The following is a 23,589-nucleotide window of genomic DNA, read 5'->3' as shown; positions in this document are numbered from 1 at the left end:
TAATGTGACAAAATGGTCACCTTTATTTATGATGCATTTTTGACAAAAATCAAATTTTTAAGCTTAAACATCACCTTACTGACAGTATTCAGCTATTTATTAAACAAAAAAAAGGGTAAAGCCGAAGCTTTACCCCTTTTTAACTTTGTATTTATGTTAATCGATTTTCGGTGTCGTTAAACCGCGACGCTCAAGAAGTGCTTCACCAGTTGGTTCTTGACCACGGAAATCAATGTACTGCTGCATTGGGTCTTTGCTATTTCCTTTTGACAAGATGGTGTCACGGAATTTTTGGCCGTTTTCTAAAGTCAGACCACCCTGCTCTTGCATATATTTGAATGCATCGGCAGCCAAAATTTCAGACCACATGTATGCGTAGTACCCTGCTGAGTAACCGCCAGCGAATACGTGCGCGAAGAACGTTGATTTATAACGCGGTGGTACCGCATCAACTGCGACGCCATTGCGCTCTAACGCTGCGGCTTCAAACGCAGCAACGTCTTCAATGCTTGCAGCGGCTTCTGGCGTTAACGTGTGATATTCGAAATCCAACAGGGCTGACGCAATATACTCAAGCGTGTCGTAACCCATATTAAAGTTCTTCGCTGCCATCACTTTATCAAGCAATTCTTTTGGCATTGGTTCGCCAGTTTCATAATGCTTCGCAAAGTTATTCAACACCTTTTCATTGAGCATCCAGTCTTCTTGGAAAGTTGACGGAAACTCAACATAATCACGCGATACAGAGGTACCGGCAAGTGACGGGTACATGACGTCTGAGAACATACCGTGTAAGCCATGACCCATTTCGTGGAACATGGTGCTCACTTCATCAAAGCTCAAGAAAGTTGGACCTTCTGCTGCTTTTTTGATGTTCTGGTTATTCAAAATAACAGGTTTCTGATCGAGCAAGTTCGATTGGCTAACAAACGAGCTCATCCATGCACCACCGCGCTTACCATCGCGAGTAAACCAGTCGCCATAGAACAGACCTAAGGTTTCACCGTCAACGTCTTTCACTTCGTAAACACGGATATTATCGCCATATGTCGGAATATCATCGCGTTGATCAAACGTGATACCGAATAATTGGTTCATTGCAAAGAACACACCGTCTTCTACAACACGGTTGAATTCGAAGTATTTCTTAACTTCTTCTGCATCAAGCGCATACTTTTCAGCACGCACTTTTTCTGCGTAATATGCCCAATCCCACGGTTGAACTTCAAAGTCGCCGCCTTCCGCATCAATCATTGCTTGGATTTCAGCTTGCTCGGCTTCGACATTGCTCACAACCGCAGGCACCAAATCGCGTAGCATTTTTTGTGCCGCTTCAGGAGTTCCAGCCATGCTGGTTTCGAGAACATATTTACCCCAGTTATCGTAGCCGAGGAGTTGCGCTTTTTCTGCTCGCAATTCAGCGAGACGTTTCACTAATGGGCGGTTGTCCGTCGCTGTATTACCAGTACCACGGTATGCTGAAGCTTCCCAAACACGCTGCCGTAATTCACGATTTTCAAGCGACGCTAGAATTGGCTGACGTGTTGTATTGGTAATGGAAATCGCATACTTACCATCATGACCTGCAGCCGTTGCAGCTTCAGCAAGTTGCTTGATCTCAGCTTCACTCAAGCCTGCTAATTGCGCCTTATCTTCAACAACAACCATGTTTTCTTTGGCAAGATTCATTAAGTTGCGTTGGAATTCAGTTGTTAGCGAAGAAATTTCGCTGTTGATTTCACGAATTTGTGCTTTCGCGTCTTCGCTTAATTCAGCGCCAGCGCGAACAAAACCTTTGTAGGTATCTTCAACCAAACGCAATGCTTCGCCATCAAGACTGTCGCGGTTTTCGTAAACAGTTTTAACGCGAGCAAACAAATCTGGGTTCAACATGATGTTGTCACGATGCGCCGCCATTTTCGGCGCCAGCTCGCCTTGTAGTGCACGAGTATCGTCGTTACCGTTAGAACCTGCGACATTGTAGAAAACAGAAGAAACGCGACCTAACAATGCACCAGAACGTTCCATTGCAACGATGGTGTTTTCGAACGTAGGCGCTTCAGGGTTGTTAGCAATTGCTGCAATTTCTTCAGCATGCTCGGCCATACCTGCTTCAAACGCTGGTTTATAGTGCTCAAATTTGATCTTTGAGAAATCTGGAGCATGGTATGGCAAAGTGCTCTCAGCATAGAATGGGTTATTTTGATTGAATTCAGCAGACTGGGTTTGTTGAGTCTGTGCTTGTTCAGTTTGTGCCGTGTCAGTAACTTGCTGAGTCGCATCTTTATCTGAACATGCGGCAACCGTTAATGCCGCGCCGATAGCAACAGCGATGAGGCTCTTGCGCATAATGATTCTCCCTTGTGGTTGTATTTAACTGTACTAATGTACCCCTCATAGCAACCACGCTCAAGAGCCGTTCATGGCACAATTGTAACAATTTGCCCCAATCTAACGGCTTCTAGGCTACTTCTTGCACAGGAATGAGCTGACTTAAGCCATATTTTGCGCGCGCTTTATCACAATATGGATTAGAACCATTTTCAGAGATGCTGAATTCACGGCATGGACTCGGTCGATTCGCGTAAATAGAACAACTAACCTGTTGCCCAATTTCGCCTTCGAGAGCGACACAACGCGGATTTTTTTGATTCGTGCCTTGCATGCACAATAGATGAGGATGAAATGATTCGGTTAGTTCGCTGGGAACATAGCCTTCAGGAGCGCCAGTAGCTTCGCCCCAGTAAAACGACACACGATAAGACGCGCAGCAAGCCCCACACGTCAAGCAGGCGTTAGCCAAACTCATCGTACGACACTCCAATAAGAACAGATAATCGTTTGAAATGGCGGAGCGGACGGGACTCGAACCCGCGACCCCCGGCGTGACAGGCCGGTATTCTAACCAACTGAACTACCGCTCCGCAGCGGTATGAAACCAATTTCAGGAAAGTGGCGGAGCGGACGGGACTCGAACCCGCGACCCCCGGCGTGACAGGCCGGTATTCTAACCAACTGAACTACCGCTCCGCTTTCCTAATTCCGAGTTTCCCGGATGGGTCCCCCTGAATGCGGAGCGAATATTACGAGCGCCGGATTCTATCGTCAACCTTTTTTTTCAACTTTTGATTCGTTTGCGTGAAAAATCATCAAAACCAGCAAAAAGTATAGATTTTATGACCAAATGTGGTTTTGAATAAGCTGTAATCGAGCTTGGTGCTGTTGCTCTTCTTCTGCGGTTGCCGTAACGATTTTTAACGGTGGTTTATTCTCAATACGCGTCCATCCAGTACTATGGCTACCTTGAGCATTCTTATTTTGACCGGCTAATTCAAGTCTAGTCTGCCCACCAGTCATCATCAGATAAACGTCAGCTAATAACTCGGCATCTAGCAAAGCCCCGTGAAAGGTACGGTTTGAGTTATCGATACCATAAGCACGACATAACGCATCAAGGTTGTTCTTTTGTCCGGGGCGCTTTTCTCGAGCCAGCATCAAGGTATCGAGTATTTGGCAATAATCCGTCGTTTTACCAAATCCGTTGCGGAGCAGTCGAAATTCATGATCAATAAATCCGACGTCAAATGCTGCGTTGTGAATGACTAGTTCCGCGCCATCGATAAACGACAGAAACTCATCGGCGATCTGTGCAAATACTGGCTTATCTTCTAGAAATTCATTGGTAATACCATGAACTTCTATTGCTTCTTGCTCAACCACACGTTGCGGATTGATATAAGCATGGAAGGTACGTCCGGTTAATTTTCGACGAATAACTTCAACTGCACCGATTTCGATAATGCGGTGCCCTTGTGCGGGGTCTAAACCGGTCGTTTCTGTATCAAGTACTATTTGTCGCATGGGGATTCCGTTATTAGTTATTCGTTATTCATTATTCATTATTCATTATTCATTATTCATTATTCATTATTCATTATTCATTATTCATTATTCATTATTCGTTATTAGTGTGCTTGTTTTAGTGTGATGGGACAAGTAAATACATTTAAATTTATCTAACGCACATTGTCTTGCATATCTGCTAGACTCGGTTGTTCGAATAACCAGTAACAAATAACTAAGAACGAGTAACGCTTTCATGTCTAAAAAGGTGCATATCTATACTGATGGTTCATGCCTTGGCAACCCAGGGCCAGGTGGCTACGGTATTGTTATCGAGTACGGTGAACATAAAAAAGAACTCTCAGCTGGTTATAAGTTAACAACCAATAACCGCATGGAAATGCTCGCTGCAATTAAAGGTCTGGAAGCGCTAAAACGACCGTGCGATATCATCTTAACTACAGACAGTCAGTACCTGCGTCAGGGCATTCAATCGTGGATTCACAACTGGAAAAAGAACGGTTGGCGTACGTCGGCAAAAAAGCCGGTAAAAAATGCAGATTTATGGCAAGCGCTCGACACTGCAGTACAGCGCCACACGATTCGTTGGGACTGGGTTAAGGGCCATAATGGCCACCCGCAAAATGAGCGTTGTGACGAATTGGCCCGTGCCGCCGCAGAAAGTTCGAAACTGCAGGACGACACGGGTTTTAATCCCAGTAGCTAATTACTCACCTGCTACCTGTGGATATTTCGCTTCTTCCCACGCCTGCATGCCACCGGCGACGGAAATAACTTTCGCTTGTTCAAATCCCATGCGAACGAGTGATTCTGCAGCTAAAGCAGAGCGTCCGCCTGAGCGACAGATTAAATAAAGTGGCTCTGCCGCAATGCGCTGCAATGCATCATCATAGCCAGCGACCGCTGGGTGCTGATTTATTTGCATTTCCAATACACCTCGCGGCATGTTGACTGCTTGGCGGATATGACCTGCGGCAAATTCACCCGGTTCACGCACATCAATGACGCGCGCGCCTTCAGCAATTTTCTGTTGTAACTCGTGAACATCAATTTCAGACACGTTTGAGCGCGCCTTAGCACATAATTCCTGTGAACTTAACATCAACAACTCCTATTTAGTTCTTAATCAGATTATTTCACTCGATTTGCCACCGGTAATGCATTAACACGAGGTTTTGCTCGCTGTTTATGCCGCACTACCGTCAGCGGAAACTCTCGTTTTCTAGCGACGATGTAGTACATTGACCCAACTTGCGGAAGGTATCTTGCAATGTGACCCAAACCGACACTTGGTGAGTTTGTTTTCGCAAACATCATCGTTGGTGCAACATAACCGCTATCAATAATTTCAAAATTTAACAGAGCTAGCCAATCATTAATACGTGCTTTGCTAAAATAACGCCCACGCCATGGTACTTTTTTCGTATTATTTGGCCAGAATCCTGCCAATACCGCTGGACTGACTGGATTAAAGCTGGCCAGAATTAAGTGGCCATCAGCAATAAGGCTGCGACTAAGCTCTCGCAATACTTGGTGTGGATCTCGCTCAAATTCAAGCTGGCCGATCATTATAACAGCATCGAGTACACCTTCGGCAAATGGCCAATATTCTAGATCGGTTTGAATATCAGCCCCTGCAGTAAGCGCAGCAGAAAACTCATGTTGTACTCTTAAATCTGGCAGTTCCAACGCCTTCGCAAGCTGTCCAACCCGGGCAAAGTGATAGCCAAAAACTTTTGCACAACTCGGTGCCAACGCCTTACTTAACTCTGCTTGGAGCCATTCGCCATGAGGCAGCTGTGACCAGCTTGTTGGTGCAGGTGTCGACGTTATTCGACGCGCTGGCATTAACATCATTGCTTGCCCCCTTTATAATCTGCGCCTATAAAGTGTTTATATTCATTAATTCATTAGGTGATTACATGCATATCGCTGCGATTCCTGCATTTGATGATAACTATATTTGGGCCATTCAGCCATATGCTGGCTCGGATGCAATTATTGTCGATCCCGGCGAAGCAGAACCTGTTCGCGATTGGTTACGCGGTCATGATGTCGGTATTATGGCGTTTTTTATTACCCATCATCACTGGGACCACACCAACGGCTTGGTCGATTTATTAAAAGATTATGACGTTCCGGTTTATGGCCCTCGTGGCGGACATATTCAGGGCGTGAGTCGCCCACTCGAACACCTTGAACGCTTTTCAGTTGATGGCGATGACCGTGAATACACCGTTTTCTGTACACCAGGGCACACCCTCGATCATATTTGTTTTTATACTCCAGGCCACGTTTTCGTGGGTGATACATTATTTTCTGCTGGCTGTGGCCGAATGTTCGAAGGTAAGCCTGAACAGTTTCACAAATCTTTACAGTGCTTAGCTGAACTACCTGACGCTACCAACGTCTATTGTGCTCATGAGTATACTGCAGCAAACCTTGAGTTTGCGTTGGCGGCCGAACCTAATAATCAGGAAATTCGCCGGTATAGTGAACAAGTGAAAGCGCTGCGTGAACATGGGTTAAAAACGTTACCCAGCACGATCGGCTTCGAAAAACAAATTAATCCGTTTTTGCGGGCACCAACGGTTGCAGAGTTCGCTCGACTGCGACAGTGGAAAGACCAGTTCTAATCCCGTAAACTGCCAGCAATTTAGAGTTTTGGAATGATGTACATGAAAAAATGGTTAGCTATCGCAATATCTTCAAGCATCCTTAGTGGCTGCTCTACTCTGCCGTGGCAAGATCAACCTGCAGACGCCAGTACGACCGTGCAAACGGTTCCAGAAGAGCGTATTGCGGCGCCAATAAATGATGTTGAAAAAGAAGCTGAAACATCTGAATTGGAAGTCAGTACCGTTACCGAGGTCGAGCTTACACCACAAGAAGAAGCTGATTTATGGCTTCGTATTAAACGACAACTCACCATGGAAGCTCCTGAAGTACCGCGCTTAGTCAGCCAGCGTAACTGGTACCTCAATAACCCGACCTACATGGAGCGGGTTGCAAAACGCGCACAACCCTTCATGTACTTAATTGTTGATGAAATAGAACGCCGTAATATGCCGCTCGAATTAGCATTATTGCCAATTGTCGAGAGTGCATTCGATCCATTTGCTTATTCTCATGGTCGAGCCGCTGGCGTATGGCAATTTATACCGGGTACCGCTCGCCACTATGGTTTAGAGATCAATTGGTGGTACGACGGCCGTCGCGATGTTTACGCAGCAACACATGCGGCTTTGGATTACTTAGATGCGTTACAAAAGCGCTTTGATGGCGATTGGCTACATGCTCTTGCAGCATATAACTCAGGCGAGGGGCGTGTCGCTAATGCCATTCGGAAAAATAAGCGCGCCGGTAAACCAACCGATTTTTGGTCTCTCGATTTACCCCGTGAGACACGCGCTTATGTACCCAAACTATTGGCGCTAGCTGATATTTTGAAGAACTACGACGATTATGCTCAGCACTGGCTGCCTATCGATAACACGCCTTACTTAGCGATTGTCGAAGCGCAAAGCCAAATCGATCTGGCGAAAGCTGCGGAAATGGCAGAACTCGATTTAGATACGCTGCACCATTACAACTCAGCCTATAACCGTTGGGCAACCGACCCAGTTGGCCCTCACCGACTGCTGTTACCGATTGAACATGCTGAAAAGCTTCAAGCATGGTTGGCTACTGCAGACAGCAAAGAGCTGGTGCAGTGGACACGCCATAAGGTGAAGTCAGGTGAGAGTTTGTTGGTTATTGCGAAGCAATACCACACTACAGCGAAAGCGATTCAGCAGGCGAATAACATTTCAGGGCATATTATTCGCGCTGGCGAACATTTGTTAGTTCCGGTGGCCACGCGCGATCTTGATGACTACAGTTTATCAGCCGAGCAGCGTTTGGTTAGTAAACAATCTGAATCACGCGGAGCTTACAAAGTAGAGCACGAAGTTGTACGTGGCGACACTTTGTGGGATATCAGTCGCGAGTACAATGTTAATTTGCGCAAGCTAGCAAGCTGGAATGGTATGGCACCAACCGACCCGTTACGCCCCGGCAAAACACTAGTCGTTTGGTTGCCTCAATCGGAAAAACCGGCTGGTGTGGTGCGTAGTCTCAACTATAAAGTCCGCTCGGGAGACTCACTCGCCCGTATTGCTTCTCGGTTTAATGTCACCATTACTGATATTGAAAAATGGAATCAAATTAGCCGCAGCAATTACTTGCAACCGGGTCAGCAACTGAAACTGTATGTTGACGTAACCCGGTTGAATACCCAATCTTAAGAGTTATTTGAGGAGGTCGATTAAATCGGCCTCACTCAAAATTGTGACACCCAGCTGTTCAGCCTTCGTTAACTTCGAACCAGCATTATCCCCAGCAATAACAGCTGTAGTTTTTGCCGACACACTGCCAGACACCTTAGCCCCTTTCGCTTGCAGCGCTTGCTTCGCCTCATCACGCGTCATTTGCGTTAAGGTACCCGTTAGCACATATGTGTTACCTGCAAGCGTCGCCTCGCTCTCCGCGATTTTCTTGACTGCCGGCCAGACAATACCAAGTTCGAGTAGCTCTTCGATGACTTGCTGATTATGGGGCTCGCGAAAAAATTGATAAATATGGCTTGCGACAACGCCACCAACATCAGTCACTTGTTCTAGTGCCTCAATATCTGCAGTTGAAATTAGCGATAACTCACTAAAGTGACTCGCTAAATTAGCGGCCGTTGCTTCCCCAACCTCGCGAATACCCAATGCGTACAGAAAGCGCGGTAATGTTGTTTCTTTACTTGCGGCAATTGCCGCTACAATTTTTTCTGCTGACTTTTCGCCCATTCGTGGCAAGTGAGCAAGTTCACGTACTCGCAGACGGTATAAATCAGCAGGCGATTTAACCCAATCGCGCTCAACAAGCTGTTCAATTAATTTATCGCCCAAACCATCTATATCCATGGCTTTGCGAGATGCAAAGTGCTTCAACGCTTCACGTCGCTGCGCAGCGCAAATCAAACCACCCGTACACCGTGCCACCGCCTCGCCTTCGGCACGCTCAATATGCGACTCACAAACCGGACAATGTTGCGGAAAAACAATCTGTTCAGCATTTTCTGGGCGACGTTCATGAACAACTTGAACGACCTGCGGAATGACATCGCCGGCGCGACGAATAATAACAGTATCGCCCATGCGAATATCCAGCCGTTCAATTTCATCAGCGTTGTGAAGCGTTGCATTGGAAACCGTAACACCACCTACAGCCACTGGCTCTAAACGCGCCACAGGAGTTATTGCACCGGTTCGTCCAACTTGAAAATCAACACCTCGAATAATCGTTAACTCTTCTTGTGCTGGAAATTTCCAAGCGATAGCCCAGCGCGGTGCCCGAGAAACAAATCCTAAATCGCTTTGCAGCGCAATCGAATTCACTTTTAATACAATACCATCTATCTCGTAACGCAAGCTGTCACGACGCTGCAAGATGTCTTGGTAATACGCGTGGCAGCCGGCCGCCTCACTGACTAACTTAATTTCTTCACTAATCGGCAAGCCCCAGCGTTGCAATTGGTGCAAACGTTCGAAGTGAGTCGCCGCTAAATCGGCATCGGGGCTAACCACGCCCATGCTATAGGCATAAAAATGCAACGGGCGACGCGCGGTCATGCGGCTATCGAGTTGCCGTAAACTACCTGCAGCAGCATTCCGTGGGTTGGCGAAGGTTTTCTCTCCTGCAGCAGCGGCTCTCTCGTTATATTGCTCGAAGGCGTGGATTGGCATAAACACTTCACCACGTACCTCTAAACGTTCCGGAAAATCTTCAAGAAGCTGTAACGGCACATTACGAATAGTTCGAACGTTAGCGGTAATATCTTCACCGGTTTGTCCATCGCCACGCGTAGCGGCACGAACAAGCTTGCCGTTTTCATAAAGAATACTTACCGCTGCACCATCAAGTTTCGGTTCACAGCAGAACGCCACGTCGCTGGCACTATCAAGGCGCTCAGCAACACGCTTTGCAAACGCATCAAATTCATCTTCCGAAAACGCATTATCTAGACTCAACATCGGTGTTTCATGGGTAACCTGTGAGAATGCGTCAAGCGCTTGCCCCCCGACTTTCTGCGTAGGTGAGTCAGCGTGTTGTAATTCTGGATAACTTTGTTCTAATTGCTGTAGTTCACGGAAGAGTCGATCGTACTCTGCGTCAGGCACTGACGGCTCATCGAGTTCGTAATATTCGCGGTTATAGCGAGTTAAAAGATCACGGAGATAAGTCGCGCGTTGCTGTTGCTCAAGCGACGCGCTCGGTGTTTCATCAAATAAATCTTTAGTCATGATTAATTTTGCTTAATTAAACGTTTACGCTCGAACTCACGAATACGCTGATGAATATGCTGCACAGCCTGACGCGTGAGCGGGTTACGGTGTTCGTCTAAGACATGTCCGCGCGAAACGGCTGCGGCAAGTTTCACGGCAGCGTTGTGCATCATGTTAAAAGCTTGCAGCGAATTGCTTTTAATAGGAAGCGCTAAAAACAATGCAACGCCTTCGGTTTGGAACGTTTCGATCGTATCGATATTGAAACTACCGGGATTGAACATGTTCGCCAAGCTAAACAATACAGGGCCATTTCCTGCTGTATCAACATGGCGATGGAAGATGTCAAAATCGCCAAACTTAAAGCCTAACTCGGTCATTTGTTGTAATAAAATTGCACCTTCAATGTTACCCGTTACATGCAGTACGATAACTTCTTCTGGCTCTTCGGTAATAATGGGCTCGTCATCGTCGCGTTCCAACGGCAAATCCATACTTTGTTGCGCCGGCTGGGGTGAAATATCTTTCTTATCAGCTTGTTGTGGCGCTGGCTTCGCTGCAACCGCACGCGCCTTCACCTCTTCATCATCAACAGTCACTTCTGGCAAATCTAACTCAGGTTCTTCATCGGTGGCTCGAATTGTCGGAGCAACCGCTGGCGCTTGTTCTGCCTTCGGTTTATCGTTAGAAACCTTAGTGGTATCGACAGATTGTTCAGCTGCGCTGACAGATGGATTAGCTGGTGTCGCACTCGGCGTGCGCTTCACGACACGAACCTCACCAATACCATCGTCATCAAAATCACTGGAGCTGGCACGCTGACGTTTTTGTTCCACAGCCGCAGCTTGCTCTTGCTGACGCTTTTCATTTTTCCGAATCGTCCACACACCATGCCCCACAATGGCGGCAATCAGCACTAATCCGATGATACTAAAAACAATCTGCATCGTACTCATAACATGCTACTCACTTGGTCATTCGTTTTCATATTAGGACGCTTCGGTGAGCGCCACGGCTTCGTCAATATCCACTGCGACTAGCCGCGATACGCCGGCTTCTTGCATGGTAACCCCAGCCAAATGGGATGCCATTTCCATCGCCACTTTATTATGACTGATATAAATAAATTGAACGGTCGCGGACATTTCTTCAACAAGTCGGCAAAAACGCCCAACGTTCGCATCATCCAGCGGCGCATCAACTTCATCAAGTAAACAAAATGGCGCCGGATTTAAACGAAAAATTGCAAAAACCAATGATAAAGCCGTTAGCGCTTTTTCACCACCAGAAAGCAAATGAATTGTACTGTTTTTCTTACCTGGTGGCCGCGCCATGATAGTAACGCCGGTTTCCAACAAATCGTCATCGGTTAGTTCAAGATAAGCGCTACCACCACCGAACACTTTTGGAAATAGTTCTTGCAAGCCACTATTCACAGCATCATAGGTGGTACGGAAACGCTGACGAGTCTCTTTATCAATTTTGCGAATTGCCGTTTCTAGTGTTTCCAGCGACGAGGACAAATCTTCGTGTTGCTGGTCCAGGTATTCTTTACGTTCCGCCAACACTTCAGCTTCTTCGATGGCCGCTAGGTTGATTGCGCCTAACCGCTGAATCGCGTTTTGCAGGCGTTCAAGCTCTGCTTGCCAAGCCTTTTCATTCGCCTCTTCAGATAATTGCTCGAGGACTGGCTTAAGTGGCTGTTGCATTTCCTGCAACACCGCTAATACATTACGGGTGCGCTCTTGTAATGCAGCTAATTCCATTTGGCTACTTTGCAGTTTTACCCGCACTTTCTCTATTTGGCCTTGTACACCCTGAGCACCCGAACTAATTTCTCGAATTTGAGCCTCTTGCTCACTCAATCGATTCGCCCACTCACGACGCTGCTCGTCCACTTGCTCACGTCTTTGGATCAATTCTTCAAGTTGCAGAGCTAGTATTTCTAATTGCTCATGGCTATCTTCGTCTGGCTGCTCCAATAAGGATAGCTGTTCCTTCGCTTGTTGCTTTTGTGCCTCAATCCGGCTGATTAACGTCTGCAAATGCTGTCGTTGCGAATCGGTTTGCTGAATTTGCAAAACCAGCTGTTGGTGGCTTTTTTGTACAGTACTCAGAGCATTTTGTGCTTGTTGACGCGATTCCTGCAATTTTACTCGCCGTGCTTGCCAATCGTCATCTTGACGTTGCTGGCCTTGTTCGAGCAATACATCAGCTTGTTCAATGAGTTCTTGGCGTTCAATTTGAAGCATTTCCAACTGCTGATTCGTCGCAGCGTTCTGCTCGTCAAGGAGCTGTAACTTAGTAGTCAACGAATCTCGCTGTTGAGTCTGCCATTGCAGCTTCTCCGACAAGCTCAGGTACTGCGCTTGCATTTCACTTAGATGCTCGCGTTGTTGTTCACGCAGCTGGTGCAAATCTGCAGCGACCGACTTCTGTTTGGCTAACTTTTCATTAATTTCGGTTAGTTGTTGTTCGAGCTCCAGCAACTCTCTGGTAACGCTCTGTAATTCGTGTTGTTGCGCAATCTGACTATCTTCAGCAGCCACTTGTGGAGCTTGATAGCCCGCTACTGACCACAGTTGCCCAACTGAGTTAATGACAATGGATTTTGCGCTAGGTTCTTCACCACACTTAACTTCATTCAGCAACGACCATTGACGCAAAGGTCCGGAAACAGCTTCGGCTAAACTGTTAGAAGCAACAGATTGTTCCCTTAGCACGACGATTCGCGCACCCAAGTGTTCCGGCCAGTGTTTTGGGCGCTCTTGCAAAACCCAAGCATCCAGCCAGTCAGTAACAATTTGCTCTGCCGCAAATTGCCATATCGTATTCACTTGCAGCAAGTCACGAACTTGACCGAGCGGTTCAATACCCTGCTCTAGTAACCATTCTCGTACAGCGACCGGCCAACTTTCAGCTTGCGCGGCTTGCAACAGATGCTCCAGTGAACTTTTCCGGCCCAACAGTTGCTGCTGCATGCTTTGCTGATGTTCGCGTTGAGCGTGAAGTTGCTCTAGCATCGACGAATTAGTGACAATATTTGCATCGGTAACACTAAGTTGTTCTTTTAATTGCTCTCGGGCAGCTGATAATTCATCAATTTGCTGCTGTAACTCTGGATTAGTAATCTCATTCAATTGCTGCTTAAGCTCGACAACTTCTTTGCCGTTTCTTTGCAACTCTTCATGCTGCCGCTGAAGTTGATGCTCAATGCGCTGCTGTTGCAATTGCACTTGCTGCTGCGCCTCACGGTGTCTTTGCAGTTCATCAAGATGACGTTGGTAATCATCCTGCCATTGCAACCAGGCATGCTCTTCCGTCTCAAGTCGCTGTTCTGCTTCTTGGAGTTGCTGCTCAGCTAATTCAAACTCTGGTGCCAGCATTTCTCTTTGCTGTTCAAGTTCCTGCCACTGTGCTTTGTCATCTTCTAACGTTTGTTCAAATTGCCCAATCTCCGCCTGTAATTGGTGGCGACGCTGTTCACGTTGTTGTTGTTGCTGACGCAACCCTTGTAGCTCATGTTCATGGCGGGTAATGTCATTGCCCAACTGATAAAACTGCTGCTGAATCTCATCCAGCTTTTGCTTCGTCTCTTCCGCTTGTTCGCGCAACTCAAGAGTTCCGCGCTCACTACCACGTTGCTCGGCGAGCCAACGCTCAAGCTCGGTTTCCTGCTCTCGAATCGTCGTGCGAATTTGTTCTGCTTGTTGCTCTTGCGCTAACCAACGTAATGCCTGCAATTCGGCTTTGTATTTGCGCTCTTGAGATTTCAAATCCTTGTAGCGCCTTGCCGCTGCAGCCTGGCGTTGCAGTTTGTCCAACTGACTACCTAACTCGTCACGAACATCGTTTAACCGATCGAGATTGTCGCGGGTATGTTGCATACGGTTTTCAGTCTCGCGGCGCCGCTCTTTATACTTAGAAATACCAGCAGCTTCTTCAATGAAAATTCGCAGCTCTTGAGGCTTGGATTCGATGAGACGCGAGATCATACCCTGTTCAATAATGGCATAACTCCGCGGCCCTAGGCCGGTGCCTAAAAACAAATCCGTAATGTCGCGGCGACGGCACTTACTGTTATTCAGGAAGTAATCTGAGCGACCATCTCGGGTGACTAGTCGCTTTACGGAAATTTCGGCATAGTTTGCATATTCACCCTGAATACGCCCAGAAGAGTTATCAAAAACGAGTTCGACACTGGCTTGAGAAACTGGCTTACGCGAGCTGGAACCATTGAATATGACATCCGTCATGGCATCGCCACGCAGGTTTTTCGCCGAGCTCTCTCCGAGAACCCAGCGTACCGCGTCGATGACGTTTGACTTACCGCAACCGTTAGGGCCCACCACACACGTCATCTGATGCGGAAATGGAACCTTGGTGGGGTCTACAAACGACTTAAAACCAACCAATTTAATGTGTTTTAGGCGCATTTATAATCGTTATCAGTTCGCTACCAAAAGAAGAAACTTTGCATGTTTAATTATCGTTTCGACATTAGCAGATAATAGTAAATTTTGTAATAGCTTTACACGTTCTAGAATGATTAACTAACACTTACATTTTCAAGAAATTAGAAACCTTTAGACGAGTTATAATTAATTTATCAAAGAAACACAGCCGATAAAGGGATTACGATGCAAGTTTATAGTGAATTTGGTGGGAGTTATGTGCAGCGAGGCTTTGAGCTGGCTTTCCAAAAAGGACTTCGACGTTACGTTTTGATTCCTTTAGCAATCAACATTGTCTTGTTTAGCGCAGCGATTTACGCAACATTTCATTACACGACAATTGGCGTTGAGAAATTAATGGCTTGGTTGCCAGCTTATCTTTACTGGCTCGAAGTTCTTTTGTGGCCACTTATTGTCATTGGTATTGTCTTGATATTTGCGCTGACGTTTACTAGCGTTGCTAATATTATCGCCTCGCCATTTAATAGTTTGCTTGCTGAGCAAGTCGAAATCAAACTCACCGGGAAAGGTCCTATCGATGGCGGTGTCGCCGGTATGATAAAGGATATTCCGCGCATCATCGGACGCGAATTTCAGAAAATTATCTACTTCTTGCCGCGTATTCTTGGCTTCGGTCTATTACTCTTATTTGTGCCTATTTTAGGGCAAATTCTATGGTTTCTGTTTGGTGGTTGGATGATGACCATTCAATATGCGGATTATCCTTTTGATAACCATAAGGTGCCATTTCGTACTATGCGCCAAGAACTCTGGCGTCATTCTGGTAAGAGCTTATCGTTTGGCTGTATTGTCGCGCTGTTAGCAAGTATTCCAATTATCAATCTGATGATGATTCCGGTTGCCGTTTGCGGTGCAACGGCAATGTGGGTAGATCACATACAATCTGCGATGAATGAGTCTGGTAATCCATTACGAGAATGACTACTATTTTTGTAACACGAGTAAATGTTGCAGGATAATATGAAAAATAAAGGATTATTACTCAGTTTTCTTATCATTGTGACCAGCTGGAGTTGGCCACTCGCTGCTCAGCAGCAACCACACGAAATTGTTTGGGCAGCTAACATAGCGCCACCTTTCCATATCGTCTCAGGCCCGTATGCTAATCAAGGGCTCTGTGACGCTTTAGTCGACGCTTTCAAAGAAGCGCTACCGAACACGAAACATAAGGTTGAATACCTTCCCCAATTACGTATTGGTATGTTGTGGGAGCAGGAAAAAAACATTTGTTTTCCATGTATGATCCATCGTAGTAACGAACAAGAGTTGATTGCATTTTCGAATCCAACCCATACTTATCCAACACATGGAATCATTACGCGTCCTGGTTTAGTTGCTGAATTAACCGAAAAATACGGCAACCCTATCGATCTTGAGCTTTTACTTCGTGATCAATTATATCGATTTGGTCAACCCGTTGGTCGGCTGTACGGGAAGCTACAACCACTACTTGAAGAATATGTCATCGGAACGCCACAACACATTGATGTTTCCGGCGATACTGCGAATACCAGCATGATGTCGATGATACTCAGTAAGCGTCTTGATTTCACAATTGATTACCCAATGGTCAAGCGTTTTTACGAGGAAACAGAAGGCCGTTCGCTCGCATTTATTCCGGTCACGCAACTGGTTGGCGATATTATTCTCGGAGCCGTTGCATGCACCAAAAACGCTTGGGGTGACGATACTGTCAGACAAATTAATGAGGTCATTCCAGAAGTTCAAAATAATCCGCACTTTATTCAAGCCCAAGATTTCTGGTTGGAGAGTTCCCCGCGGTAGAGTCGATTAGCACTGGATAAAATAAGCGTGATATAATTTCACCAGATTATTCTGTAACTAACTGAGCACTACATGACCGTTGAAAAATTCCAGCCAGAAGCCGTTGCTAACGGCGAAACTGCAGCTCGCATTGGCTTTGTCAGCTTAGGCTGTCCCAAAAACCTCGTTGACTCTGAACGCATCCTCACGCAACTTCGTACCGAAGGCTATGACATAGTTAATAGCTATGACAATGCTGACATGGTCATTGTGAACACTTGTGGCTTTATCGACTCAGCCGTACAAGAATCTCTTGACGCCATTGGCGAAGCACTAAACGAAAATGGCAAAGTTATCGTTACCGGTTGTCTTGGTGCGAAAGATGATGAAATTCGTGAAGTTCATCCAAACGTACTAGCAATTACGGGGCCGCATGCTTATGAGGAGGTGATGGGACATGTGCATCGCTACGTTCCGAAGCCAACTCAAATTCCGTTTGAAAATCTAGTTCCAGAAACTGGCGTGAAACTCACACCACGTCATTTTGCATACTTGAAAATATCTGAAGGCTGCAACCACCGTTGTACGTTCTGTATTATTCCGAGCATGCGTGGTGATTTGGTTAGCCGCCCTATTGGTGATGTTCTCAGCGAAGCTCAGCGTCTTGCCAATGCTGGTGTTAAAGAGTTATTGGTGATTTCGCAAGATACCAGTGCTTACGGTGTTGATGTGAAGCATAAAACTGGGTTTTGGGAAGGCCAACCAGTTAAAACCAGTATGCTTGCATTGTGTGAGGCACTTGGTCAGCTCGGTATATGGGTACGCTTACACTACGTTTATCCATATCCCAGCGTTGATGATGTCATTCCATTGATGGCTGAAGGTAAGTTGCTGCCTTATTTGGATATTCCGTTACAACATGCCAATAAGCGTATCCTCAAGTTAATGAAACGCCCGGGTTCAGCAGATCGCACGTTAGAACGCATTCGTAAATGGCGTGACATCTGTCCTGATTTAACCATACGCAGCACGTTTATCGTTGGCTTCCCTGGTGAAACCGAAGAAGAATTCGAAGAGTTACTCCAGTTTTTGCGCGATGCGCAACTTGACCGTGTCGGTTGTTTTACCTACTCCGACGTTGAAGGTGCAAAAGCGAATGAATTGCCAGACCCAGTTCCAGAGGAGATCAAGCAACAACGTTACGCACGGTTTATGGAAGTTCAGCAAGAAATTAGTGCGGCACGTCTGCAAGCGAAGATTGGTCGTACACTCAGTGTGTTAATCGATGAAGTTGATGACGAAGGTGCGATTGGCCGCAGTTATGCGGATGCACCAGAAATCGATGGTTTGGTATATCTTAATGGTGAGTTTGATGTACAACCAGGCGATCGCGTTCAAGTACTTATTGAGCACGCTGACGAATATGATTTGTGGGGAACCGTACAACGTTGAGTTGAGTTTACTGCAAATACTTCTAAAAGCCTCGCCACCTACTGTGCGCGAGGCTTTTTTTCTTGCCTTTATTTTTCCTGACACTATGATTAGGTGAAGGAACTTTAAGGAAACCTATGAACCACTATATTGCGCAAGAAAATGCGCAACATACTGTTACTACACTGACCTTACCTATATAAGCCGGGCGTAATCGGATACGTCCGGCGCGCTTTGCTGAACCTCACGAATAACCAATATTTTTTCTAAGAATTTAAATGAAACATCAATCAGGCCAAGTATTGGCCGACTTTTGTAACGCGTTTTATTGATTAAGAGAGTTTGTTATATGAATCAACAGCCAGAAATTATCATTACAAAAAAAGATCTCATTCAAATTGAGTCTTTATTAGCATCGACCAAACCGTTGCCAGATTGCGCCGATGAACTTGAGGGCGAGTTAGCGCGCGCCAATGTGGTGGCGAATGACGCTTTACCGGCTAACGTTGTAGCGCTTGGTAGCAAGGTTACTTTCAAAATCATTGCGACCGGCGCAACGTTTACCAAAGTGTTGTGCTTACCATCAGAAGTCGCGGCAATCGATGGCGGCATTTCGGTATTTGCACCAATCGGTGCGGCTATTCTAGGTTTATCTGAAGGGCAACAAATCGATTGGGATAGTCCACGCGGTCAACAACGCATTGAAATTATCGAAGTAGCGCACAATTAACTTGTGCGCTCGTCATATGCAACACTAGCCGTTATCGTCTTCAGTGCTGTCATCTTGAAGCAACTTGCTATCGATCTGTTTGCTGGTTTGAACACCCAACTTACGGAAGTTTTCAACGCGGCCGACTAAGTTTCCGCGCCCACTTGAGAGCTTATTCATTGCGCCATCGTAATGCTTGCGAACACTTTCAATCGCGTTGCCAATCTTTTGCATATCGTCAATAAAGCCAACAAACTTGTCGTATAGTTTTGCCGCTTCAGTAGCGATAACTTGCGCGTTTTGGTTCTGATATTCGTACTGCCAAATATTATTGACGGTACGTAAAGCGACTAACAAATTGGTTGGGCTGACTAACATAATGTTGTTATCTAACGCCAATCGAATCAGCTCAGGATCGCGATCAACCGCAAGTAAAAACGCCGGCTCAATCGGAATAAACATCAACACATAATCAAGAGTTCGCACGCCGTCGAGTTGCTGATAATTTTTTTTACCTAATCCCTTAATGTGGTTACGAAGCGAGTTCACATGCTCAGTTAATGCCTGTTCACGCTCTGCATCATCGTCGCTATTAAAATAACGCTCATAAGCAACCAGCGATACTTTCGAGTCAATCACCACATCTTTATCATTGGGTAAGTGAACCACCACATCGGGTTTGAAGGTTTTGCCATCATCATCTTTATGCTGCGATTGCGTGTGATATTCATTGCCCTCACGTAAACCAGATTGGCTTAGAATACGTTCAAGCACCACCTCACCCCAGGTACCCTGCGCTTTGGTGTCGCCTTTGAGTGCACGCGTTAAAGCTTCTGCTTCGGCAGCCATTTGCTTATTCAAGTCGCGCAGCGAATTTACTTGAGCTGTCAGCTCAGAGCGTTGCTTTAACTCTTCCGTATATTGTTGCGTGACTTGGGTTTTAAACGCTTCTAGTTGTTGTTTGAACGGAGCTAATGTCGTTTCTAGCGTTTGTTTACTGCTAGCTTGAAGGCGCTCTGATTTTTGTTCGAAGATTTGTTGTGCTAAGCGCTCAAACTCTTTCTTCAAACGCTCTTCACTGGCTTCCAACAACTTTTGCTTCTCTTCCGCACCTTGCAACTTGGCGCTCAAATCAGCGCGAACGCCAGCCAGTTCAGCCTGCAAGTCACTACGTTGTTGTTGCACTTGCTGGAGCTGCTGTTCACGCTGCGCCAAACGTTGTTCAAAACTTGTACTTAACTGCTCGTTCTGTGCACGGAGTTGTTGCAGTTGGTTCTCTAAAAAACTTTGCTGTTGCATCGCTTCTTGCTGTAACGACTTATTCCGTGGCGCCAGCACTAACCAAACCAACAACCCAACAAATACTGCAGCCGCACTCACGGCTGCAATAAATTGCCACAGTTCCAAATTAAGCATCAGCAGCTTCCAGTTTTACGCGCCAAATAGCTGGCCCGGTTTCGTGAGCGTTCTCACCGGTGCTGTCAACGGCCACGGTGACTGGCATGTCTTCTACTTCAAACTCGTAAATCGCTTCCATACCGAGATCTTCAAACGCAACCACACGCGCTTTCTTAATGGCTTTTGCCACCAGATAAGCTGCACCACCAACGGCCATTAAATAAACTGCTTTATGCTGCCGAATACTCTCGACCGTTGCTGGGCCACGTTCAGCTTTGCCGATCATGCCAAGAATGCCGGTTTGATCGAGCATCAAATCAGTGAATTTATCCATTCGCGTTGCTGTTGTTGGGCCTGCTGGACCAACAACTTCATCACCAACCGGATCAACTGGACCGACGTAGTAAATAAATTTATTGGTAAAGTCGACTGGGAGATCTTCACCACGATCGAGCATGTCTTTAATGCGCTTATGAGCTGCATCACGACCGGTTAACATTTTGCCCGATAGCAATACCGTTTCGCCGGTCTTCCAAGTTTCGATATCCGCTTGCGTTACAGTATCAAGGTTAACGCGACGTGCATCATCACCCAATTCAAACGTAATATCCGGCCAATCTTCTAATTTAGGTGGTTGTAGATCAGCAGGACCCGAGCCATCAAGCACAAAATGCGCGTGGCGAGTCGCTGCGCAGTTCGGAATTAAGGTAACCGGCTTCGATGCAGCATGCGTCGGTGCGGTTTTGATTTTTACATCCATAACCGTCGTTACACCGCCTAAACCTTGAGCGCCGATACCTAATTTATTGACCCGATGATAAATTTCTAAACGTAATTCTTCTTCGGCATTTTGCGCGCCACGGTCGAGTAATTCTTGAATGTCGACCGGATCCATTAAAGCTTCTTTTGCTAATACCGCTGACTTCTCGGCCGTACCACCGATACCCAAACCAATCATACCTGGCGGACACCAGCCTGCGCCTAGTTTAGGCATCGTTTCAACAACCCAATCGGCGATATTGTCACTTGGATTGAGCATAACCATTTTTGATTTGTTTTCAGAACCGCCACCTTTAGCAGCAATCATCACTTCCACATGCTCGCCCGGCACCATATCAATATGCACAACGGCCGGCGTATTATCGCCGGTGTTTTTGCGGCTACCTGCTGGGTCAGCAACAATCGATGCGCGTAACGGATTGTCCGGATTGATATAGGCACGGCGTGTGCCCTCATCCACCATTTGCTGCACCGTCAAGTCAGTTTTATCCCACTGCACACCCATGCCAACTTTCACAAAACATGTCACGATACCGGTATCCTGACAAATTGGACGATGCCCTTGTGCCGACATACGTGAGTTGGTTAATACCTGCGCAATCGCATTCTTAGCCGCTTCGCTTTGCTCGCGGTGATATGCCTTTTCTAGCGCTTGCACAAAATCTAATGGGTGATAGTACGAAATATACTGTAGAGCATCTGCGATACTCTCGATAAAATCTGCCTGACGAATTGTAGCCATGAATACCTCGGAACTTAGCTTGGTTCGAATTTCAAGGGGTAACGTAAAGTTGACGCTATCATAGCGTTTTGCAAGCTGGCTGACTAGTTTCTATGGCTCTTCCATGATGCATGATTATGTTATGCTGATGCGTATTCAAGCAACGGAGAAAATGTTGTGTCCCTACAAGCCGTTCAGTTACCCATTACCGATTCTTTTGTTGAGCTATTTCGCCGCTGCAAAGATGAACCGATGGCGCTATTTCTTGATAGTTGTGATCATACTGCGGGACAGTGGGATTTTATCTTTCGCCAACCCAAACAAGTCGTTACAGCATCGCTACAATGGCCAGAGGTTCTAGAAAGCGCCTTAAATTCGCTACCGGTTTATCAAGGGCCGAGTCACTTGCCGTTTCACGGTGGCCTCGCCGGAGCCTGGAGTTATGATGCAGGTAGAGCACTCGAAACAATCCCGGCTATAGCGCAGGCTGATATCACTCTCCCCGAGCTTTGCGTCGGCCTATATACCCAAGCCTTGATGCGCAATCGGAAAACGGGTGAAACTTGGCTGTTAGCTCCCACCGAAGAACTGGAGGCATTACAGACGTTTTGGTTAACCCAGCCGGATAGCAAACCACAGCCAACAACCTTTGAATTGCTGACAACTTGGCAAAGCAACATGTCGGCGGTCGAGTACGCCGATAAATTTGCTCAGGTTCAAACCTACTTACGCGCCGGCGACTGTTACCAAATTAATCTTGCGCAACGCTTTAGCAGTTTATACGCAGGCGACACTTGGAACGCATACGAATTGCTCCGCAAGAACAATAATGCGCCCTTTTCGGCTTTTATGCAGCTTGAGCACGGTTCGCTATTATCACTTTCACCGGAGCGATTTCTGGCCATCAATGAACACGGGAACGTTGAAACCAAGCCCATCAAAGGCACGCGTCCGCGAGCAACCGATAGTAAACAAGATCAGCAATTAGCGGCAGAGCTACAAAGTTCGCCCAAAGATCGCGCTGAGAATGTCATGATTGTCGATTTACTCAGAAATGATCTGAGCCGTTTGTGTATCCCAGGTTCAGTTAACGTCCCGAAATTATTTGCTATTGAATCGTATCCAGCGGTTCATCACTTAGTGAGCACGGTTACCGGTAAACTGACTTCAACCGACCACAATATTCAATTGTTCGCAGCCTGTTTTCCCGGCGGTTCAATTACCGGCGCGCCGAAAATTCGCGCGATGGAAATTATTGACGAACTCGAACCCCACCGCCGTAGTTTTTACTGTGGCAGTTTTGGCTATTTCTCCCAGCACGGACGCGTAGATACCAGTATTGCGATTCGCACACTCGTGGCGACGCGATCTGAAAGATTGCAGAATGTGCAACAAGGAACCATACATTGTTGGGCTGGTGGCGGTCTCGTCGCCGATTCGGATTGTGCGAGTGAATATCAAGAAACCTTTGATAAGGTTGCGCGCATTATCCCCGTGTTAACACAGCAATTTGGAGCTCGTCAATCATGACACGTCATGATTTTTTGCGCCGCTTTCAATTGCACCCAGCACCAAACATTCAGCGTCCGTTGATAAAGCGTCTGCGCCCAGCTGCCGTATTAGTTCCGTTGTTTGAAGACAACGGCGAGCTTCACTTGATACTGACACAGCGGAGTGCCCAATTACGCCATCACGCCGGACAAATAAGTTTTCCCGGCGGACGGCAAGAGCCACATGACCGCGATTTGTATGCCACCGCCGTACGTGAGGCACAAGAAGAGATCGGATTACAACCAGAAGACATTACATTGGTTGGTCAATTACACGACTACCCAGTCATGAGTAATTTTCTGATTCGTCCCTACGTTGTGCTGATCAACCCGCGCCAGCCTCTGCAACGCGATCATCGCGAGGTTGCTGAAATTTTCACCGTGCCGTTGCGCGAAGTGCTCCATCAAAACAAACATTATGTATACCGGTTACGACGTTTCATATACGATCAGGTATACTTTATTCCCTATCAGCAAAGAAATATTTGGGGTGCTACGGCAGGAATTTTGCGTGAACTAGCTGATCACGTGTATCCTGAACGGCAATTTATATATCGCCCCTTAAACGACTAATGGAAGCATA

At 46.5% G+C, this 23,589-nt stretch carries 19 protein-coding genes and 2 tRNA genes; 9 read left to right on the top strand and 12 right to left on the bottom strand.

All coding sequences use genetic code 11. The features are described 5' to 3' along the window. Positions 1–156: 156 nt before the first annotated feature. From BM292_RS00735 to dnaQ, 5 genes are all read right to left on the bottom strand, one after another. Positions 157–2,349 (bottom strand): M3 family metallopeptidase, encoded by a 2,193-nt coding sequence (locus tag BM292_RS00735; protein WP_092854311.1) that lies wholly within the window; start codon positions 2,347–2,349, stop codon positions 157–159. 112 nt (positions 2,350–2,461) lie between these two features. Beyond that, complete coding sequence (locus BM292_RS00730; protein ID WP_092854309.1) at positions 2,462–2,809, bottom strand: YkgJ family cysteine cluster protein; 348 nt, start codon at positions 2,807–2,809, stop codon at positions 2,462–2,464. A 38-nt stretch (positions 2,810–2,847) separates the two neighbouring features. Then, positions 2,848–2,924, bottom strand: a tRNA-Asp gene (locus BM292_RS00725). Positions 2,925–2,953: 29 nt separating this feature from the next. Next, positions 2,954–3,030 (bottom strand) — tRNA-Asp (locus BM292_RS00720). A gap of 144 nt (positions 3,031–3,174) precedes the next feature. After that, entirely contained in the window at positions 3,175–3,861 is a 687-nt protein-coding gene (dnaQ, locus tag BM292_RS00715; RefSeq protein ID WP_092854307.1) for a DNA polymerase III subunit epsilon, read from the bottom strand. Positions 3,862–4,099: 238 nt separating this feature from the next. Between dnaQ and rnhA the strand changes: the two genes are divergently transcribed. Continuing rightward, complete coding sequence (gene rnhA, locus BM292_RS00710) at positions 4,100–4,570, top strand: ribonuclease HI (protein WP_092854305.1); 471 nt, start codon at positions 4,100–4,102, stop codon at positions 4,568–4,570. Here the strand turns inward: rnhA and BM292_RS00705 are convergent, their stop codons facing one another. Together BM292_RS00705 and BM292_RS00700 are read right to left on the bottom strand one after the other, a co-directional pair. Then, positions 4,571–4,966 (bottom strand): rhodanese-like domain-containing protein, encoded by a 396-nt coding sequence (locus tag BM292_RS00705; protein ID WP_092854303.1) that lies wholly within the window; start codon positions 4,964–4,966, stop codon positions 4,571–4,573. A gap of 29 nt (positions 4,967–4,995) precedes the next feature. Then, positions 4,996–5,721 carry a class I SAM-dependent methyltransferase gene (locus BM292_RS00700; RefSeq protein ID WP_092854301.1) on the bottom strand — a complete coding sequence of 242 codons (726 nt, stop codon included), beginning with the start codon at positions 5,719–5,721 and terminating at the stop codon, positions 4,996–4,998. A gap of 65 nt (positions 5,722–5,786) precedes the next feature. Between BM292_RS00700 and gloB the strand changes: the two genes are divergently transcribed. Together gloB and BM292_RS00690 are read left to right on the top strand one after the other, a co-directional pair. Next, entirely contained in the window at positions 5,787–6,500 is a 714-nt protein-coding gene (gene gloB, locus BM292_RS00695; protein WP_092854299.1) for a hydroxyacylglutathione hydrolase, read from the top strand. Positions 6,501–6,536: 36 nt separating this feature from the next. After that, positions 6,537–8,150, top strand: a complete 1,614-nt coding sequence (locus BM292_RS00690) for a LysM peptidoglycan-binding domain-containing protein (RefSeq protein WP_092856806.1) — start codon at positions 6,537–6,539, stop codon at positions 8,148–8,150. A gap of 3 nt (positions 8,151–8,153) precedes the next feature. On the opposite strand, the gene ligA is transcribed toward BM292_RS00690, so the two are convergent. Genes ligA through BM292_RS00675 form a run of 3 tightly spaced genes read right to left on the bottom strand, consistent with a single transcriptional unit; the run spans position 8,154 to position 14,614 of the window. Further along, the gene (gene ligA, locus BM292_RS00685) at positions 8,154–10,196 is read right to left on the bottom strand and encodes an NAD-dependent DNA ligase LigA (protein WP_092854297.1); all 2,043 of its coding nucleotides are present in this window, start codon (positions 10,194–10,196) and stop codon (positions 8,154–8,156) included. Positions 10,197–10,198: 2 nt separating this feature from the next. Then, positions 10,199–11,134, bottom strand: a complete 936-nt coding sequence (zipA, locus tag BM292_RS00680; RefSeq protein ID WP_092854295.1) for a cell division protein ZipA — start codon at positions 11,132–11,134, stop codon at positions 10,199–10,201. A gap of 33 nt (positions 11,135–11,167) precedes the next feature. Further along, positions 11,168–14,614 carry an AAA family ATPase gene (locus BM292_RS00675; protein ID WP_092854293.1) on the bottom strand — a complete coding sequence of 1,149 codons (3,447 nt, stop codon included), beginning with the start codon at positions 14,612–14,614 and terminating at the stop codon, positions 11,168–11,170. A 204-nt stretch (positions 14,615–14,818) separates the two neighbouring features. On the opposite strand from BM292_RS00675, the gene cysZ reads away from it, so the two are divergent. The 4 genes from cysZ (at position 14,819) to rnk (ending at position 18,578) form a co-directional block, all read left to right on the top strand. After that, a complete protein-coding gene (cysZ, locus tag BM292_RS00670; protein WP_092854291.1) occupies positions 14,819–15,574 on the top strand; it encodes a sulfate transporter CysZ in 756 nt (251 codons plus the stop codon). A 39-nt stretch (positions 15,575–15,613) separates the two neighbouring features. Further along, on the top strand, positions 15,614–16,438 hold the full coding sequence (locus BM292_RS00665) for a hypothetical protein (RefSeq protein ID WP_143434057.1): 825 nt from the start codon (positions 15,614–15,616) through the stop codon (positions 16,436–16,438). A gap of 72 nt (positions 16,439–16,510) precedes the next feature. Continuing rightward, complete coding sequence (gene rimO, locus BM292_RS00660; RefSeq protein ID WP_092854287.1) at positions 16,511–17,869, top strand: 30S ribosomal protein S12 methylthiotransferase RimO; 1,359 nt, start codon at positions 16,511–16,513, stop codon at positions 17,867–17,869. Positions 17,870–18,197: 328 nt separating this feature from the next. Then, positions 18,198–18,578, top strand: coding sequence for a nucleoside diphosphate kinase regulator (rnk, locus tag BM292_RS00655; protein ID WP_092854285.1), 381 nt, complete (start codon positions 18,198–18,200; stop codon positions 18,576–18,578). A gap of 24 nt (positions 18,579–18,602) precedes the next feature. Here rnk and BM292_RS00650 read toward each other — a convergent pair whose 3' ends face one another. Both BM292_RS00650 and BM292_RS00645 read right to left on the bottom strand, forming a co-directional pair. Then, entirely contained in the window at positions 18,603–19,973 is a 1,371-nt protein-coding gene (locus tag BM292_RS00650; protein ID WP_092854283.1) for a DNA recombination protein RmuC, read from the bottom strand. Next, on the bottom strand, positions 19,966–21,477 hold the full coding sequence (locus BM292_RS00645) for a fumarate hydratase (protein WP_092854281.1): 1,512 nt from the start codon (positions 21,475–21,477) through the stop codon (positions 19,966–19,968). The genes BM292_RS00650 and BM292_RS00645 overlap by 8 nt, the downstream gene beginning before the upstream one ends. A 156-nt stretch (positions 21,478–21,633) precedes the next feature. Here BM292_RS00645 and pabB point away from each other — a divergent pair, with 156 nt between their 5' ends. Beyond that, positions 21,634–22,986: an aminodeoxychorismate synthase component I gene (gene pabB / locus BM292_RS00640; RefSeq protein ID WP_233340215.1), complete on the top strand. Its 1,353-nt coding sequence runs from the start codon at positions 21,634–21,636 to the stop codon at positions 22,984–22,986. Further along, positions 22,983–23,579, top strand: a complete 597-nt coding sequence (locus tag BM292_RS00635) for a CoA pyrophosphatase (protein WP_092854279.1) — start codon at positions 22,983–22,985, stop codon at positions 23,577–23,579. Before pabB ends, BM292_RS00635 begins: the two co-directional genes overlap by 4 nt. Positions 23,580–23,589 lie beyond the last annotated feature (10 nt).

The organism is Pseudidiomarina tainanensis (assembly GCF_900115255.1).
Classification (GTDB): Bacteria; Pseudomonadota; Gammaproteobacteria; order Enterobacterales; family Alteromonadaceae; genus Pseudidiomarina; species Pseudidiomarina tainanensis.
This window is presented reverse-complemented; position numbering and strand designations above follow the sequence as displayed.

Bases quoted from the DNA above. Each gene is read 5' to 3' on its own strand.
- gloB (WP_092854299.1), top strand. From the start codon at position 5,787: ATGCATATCGCTGCGATTCCTGCATTTGATGATAACTATATTTGGGCC.
- BM292_RS00730 (WP_092854309.1), bottom strand. From the start codon at position 2,809: ATGAGTTTGGCTAACGCCTGCTTGACGTGTGGGGCTTGCTGCGCGTCT.
- cysZ (WP_092854291.1), top strand. From the start codon at position 14,819: ATGCAAGTTTATAGTGAATTTGGTGGGAGTTATGTGCAGCGAGGCTTT.
- BM292_RS00635 (WP_092854279.1), top strand. From the start codon at position 22,983: ATGACACGTCATGATTTTTTGCGCCGCTTTCAATTGCACCCAGCACCA.
- BM292_RS00665 (WP_143434057.1), top strand. From the start codon at position 15,614: ATGAAAAATAAAGGATTATTACTCAGTTTTCTTATCATTGTGACCAGC.
- BM292_RS00700 (WP_092854301.1), bottom strand. From the start codon at position 5,721: ATGATGTTAATGCCAGCGCGTCGAATAACGTCGACACCTGCACCAACA.
- ligA (WP_092854297.1), bottom strand. From the start codon at position 10,196: ATGACTAAAGATTTATTTGATGAAACACCGAGCGCGTCGCTTGAGCAA.
- BM292_RS00705 (WP_092854303.1), bottom strand. From the start codon at position 4,966: ATGTTAAGTTCACAGGAATTATGTGCTAAGGCGCGCTCAAACGTGTCT.
- BM292_RS00690 (WP_092856806.1), top strand. From the start codon at position 6,537: ATGTACATGAAAAAATGGTTAGCTATCGCAATATCTTCAAGCATCCTT.
- rnhA (WP_092854305.1), top strand. From the start codon at position 4,100: ATGTCTAAAAAGGTGCATATCTATACTGATGGTTCATGCCTTGGCAAC.
- zipA (WP_092854295.1), bottom strand. From the start codon at position 11,134: ATGAGTACGATGCAGATTGTTTTTAGTATCATCGGATTAGTGCTGATT.
- rnk (WP_092854285.1), top strand. From the start codon at position 18,198: ATGAATCAACAGCCAGAAATTATCATTACAAAAAAAGATCTCATTCAA.
- BM292_RS00650 (WP_092854283.1), bottom strand. From the start codon at position 19,973: ATGCTTAATTTGGAACTGTGGCAATTTATTGCAGCCGTGAGTGCGGCT.
- BM292_RS00675 (WP_092854293.1), bottom strand. From the start codon at position 14,614: ATGCGCCTAAAACACATTAAATTGGTTGGTTTTAAGTCGTTTGTAGAC.
- BM292_RS00645 (WP_092854281.1), bottom strand. From the start codon at position 21,477: ATGGCTACAATTCGTCAGGCAGATTTTATCGAGAGTATCGCAGATGCT.
- rimO (WP_092854287.1), top strand. From the start codon at position 16,511: ATGACCGTTGAAAAATTCCAGCCAGAAGCCGTTGCTAACGGCGAAACT.
- dnaQ (WP_092854307.1), bottom strand. From the start codon at position 3,861: ATGCGACAAATAGTACTTGATACAGAAACGACCGGTTTAGACCCCGCA.
- BM292_RS00735 (WP_092854311.1), bottom strand. From the start codon at position 2,349: ATGCGCAAGAGCCTCATCGCTGTTGCTATCGGCGCGGCATTAACGGTT.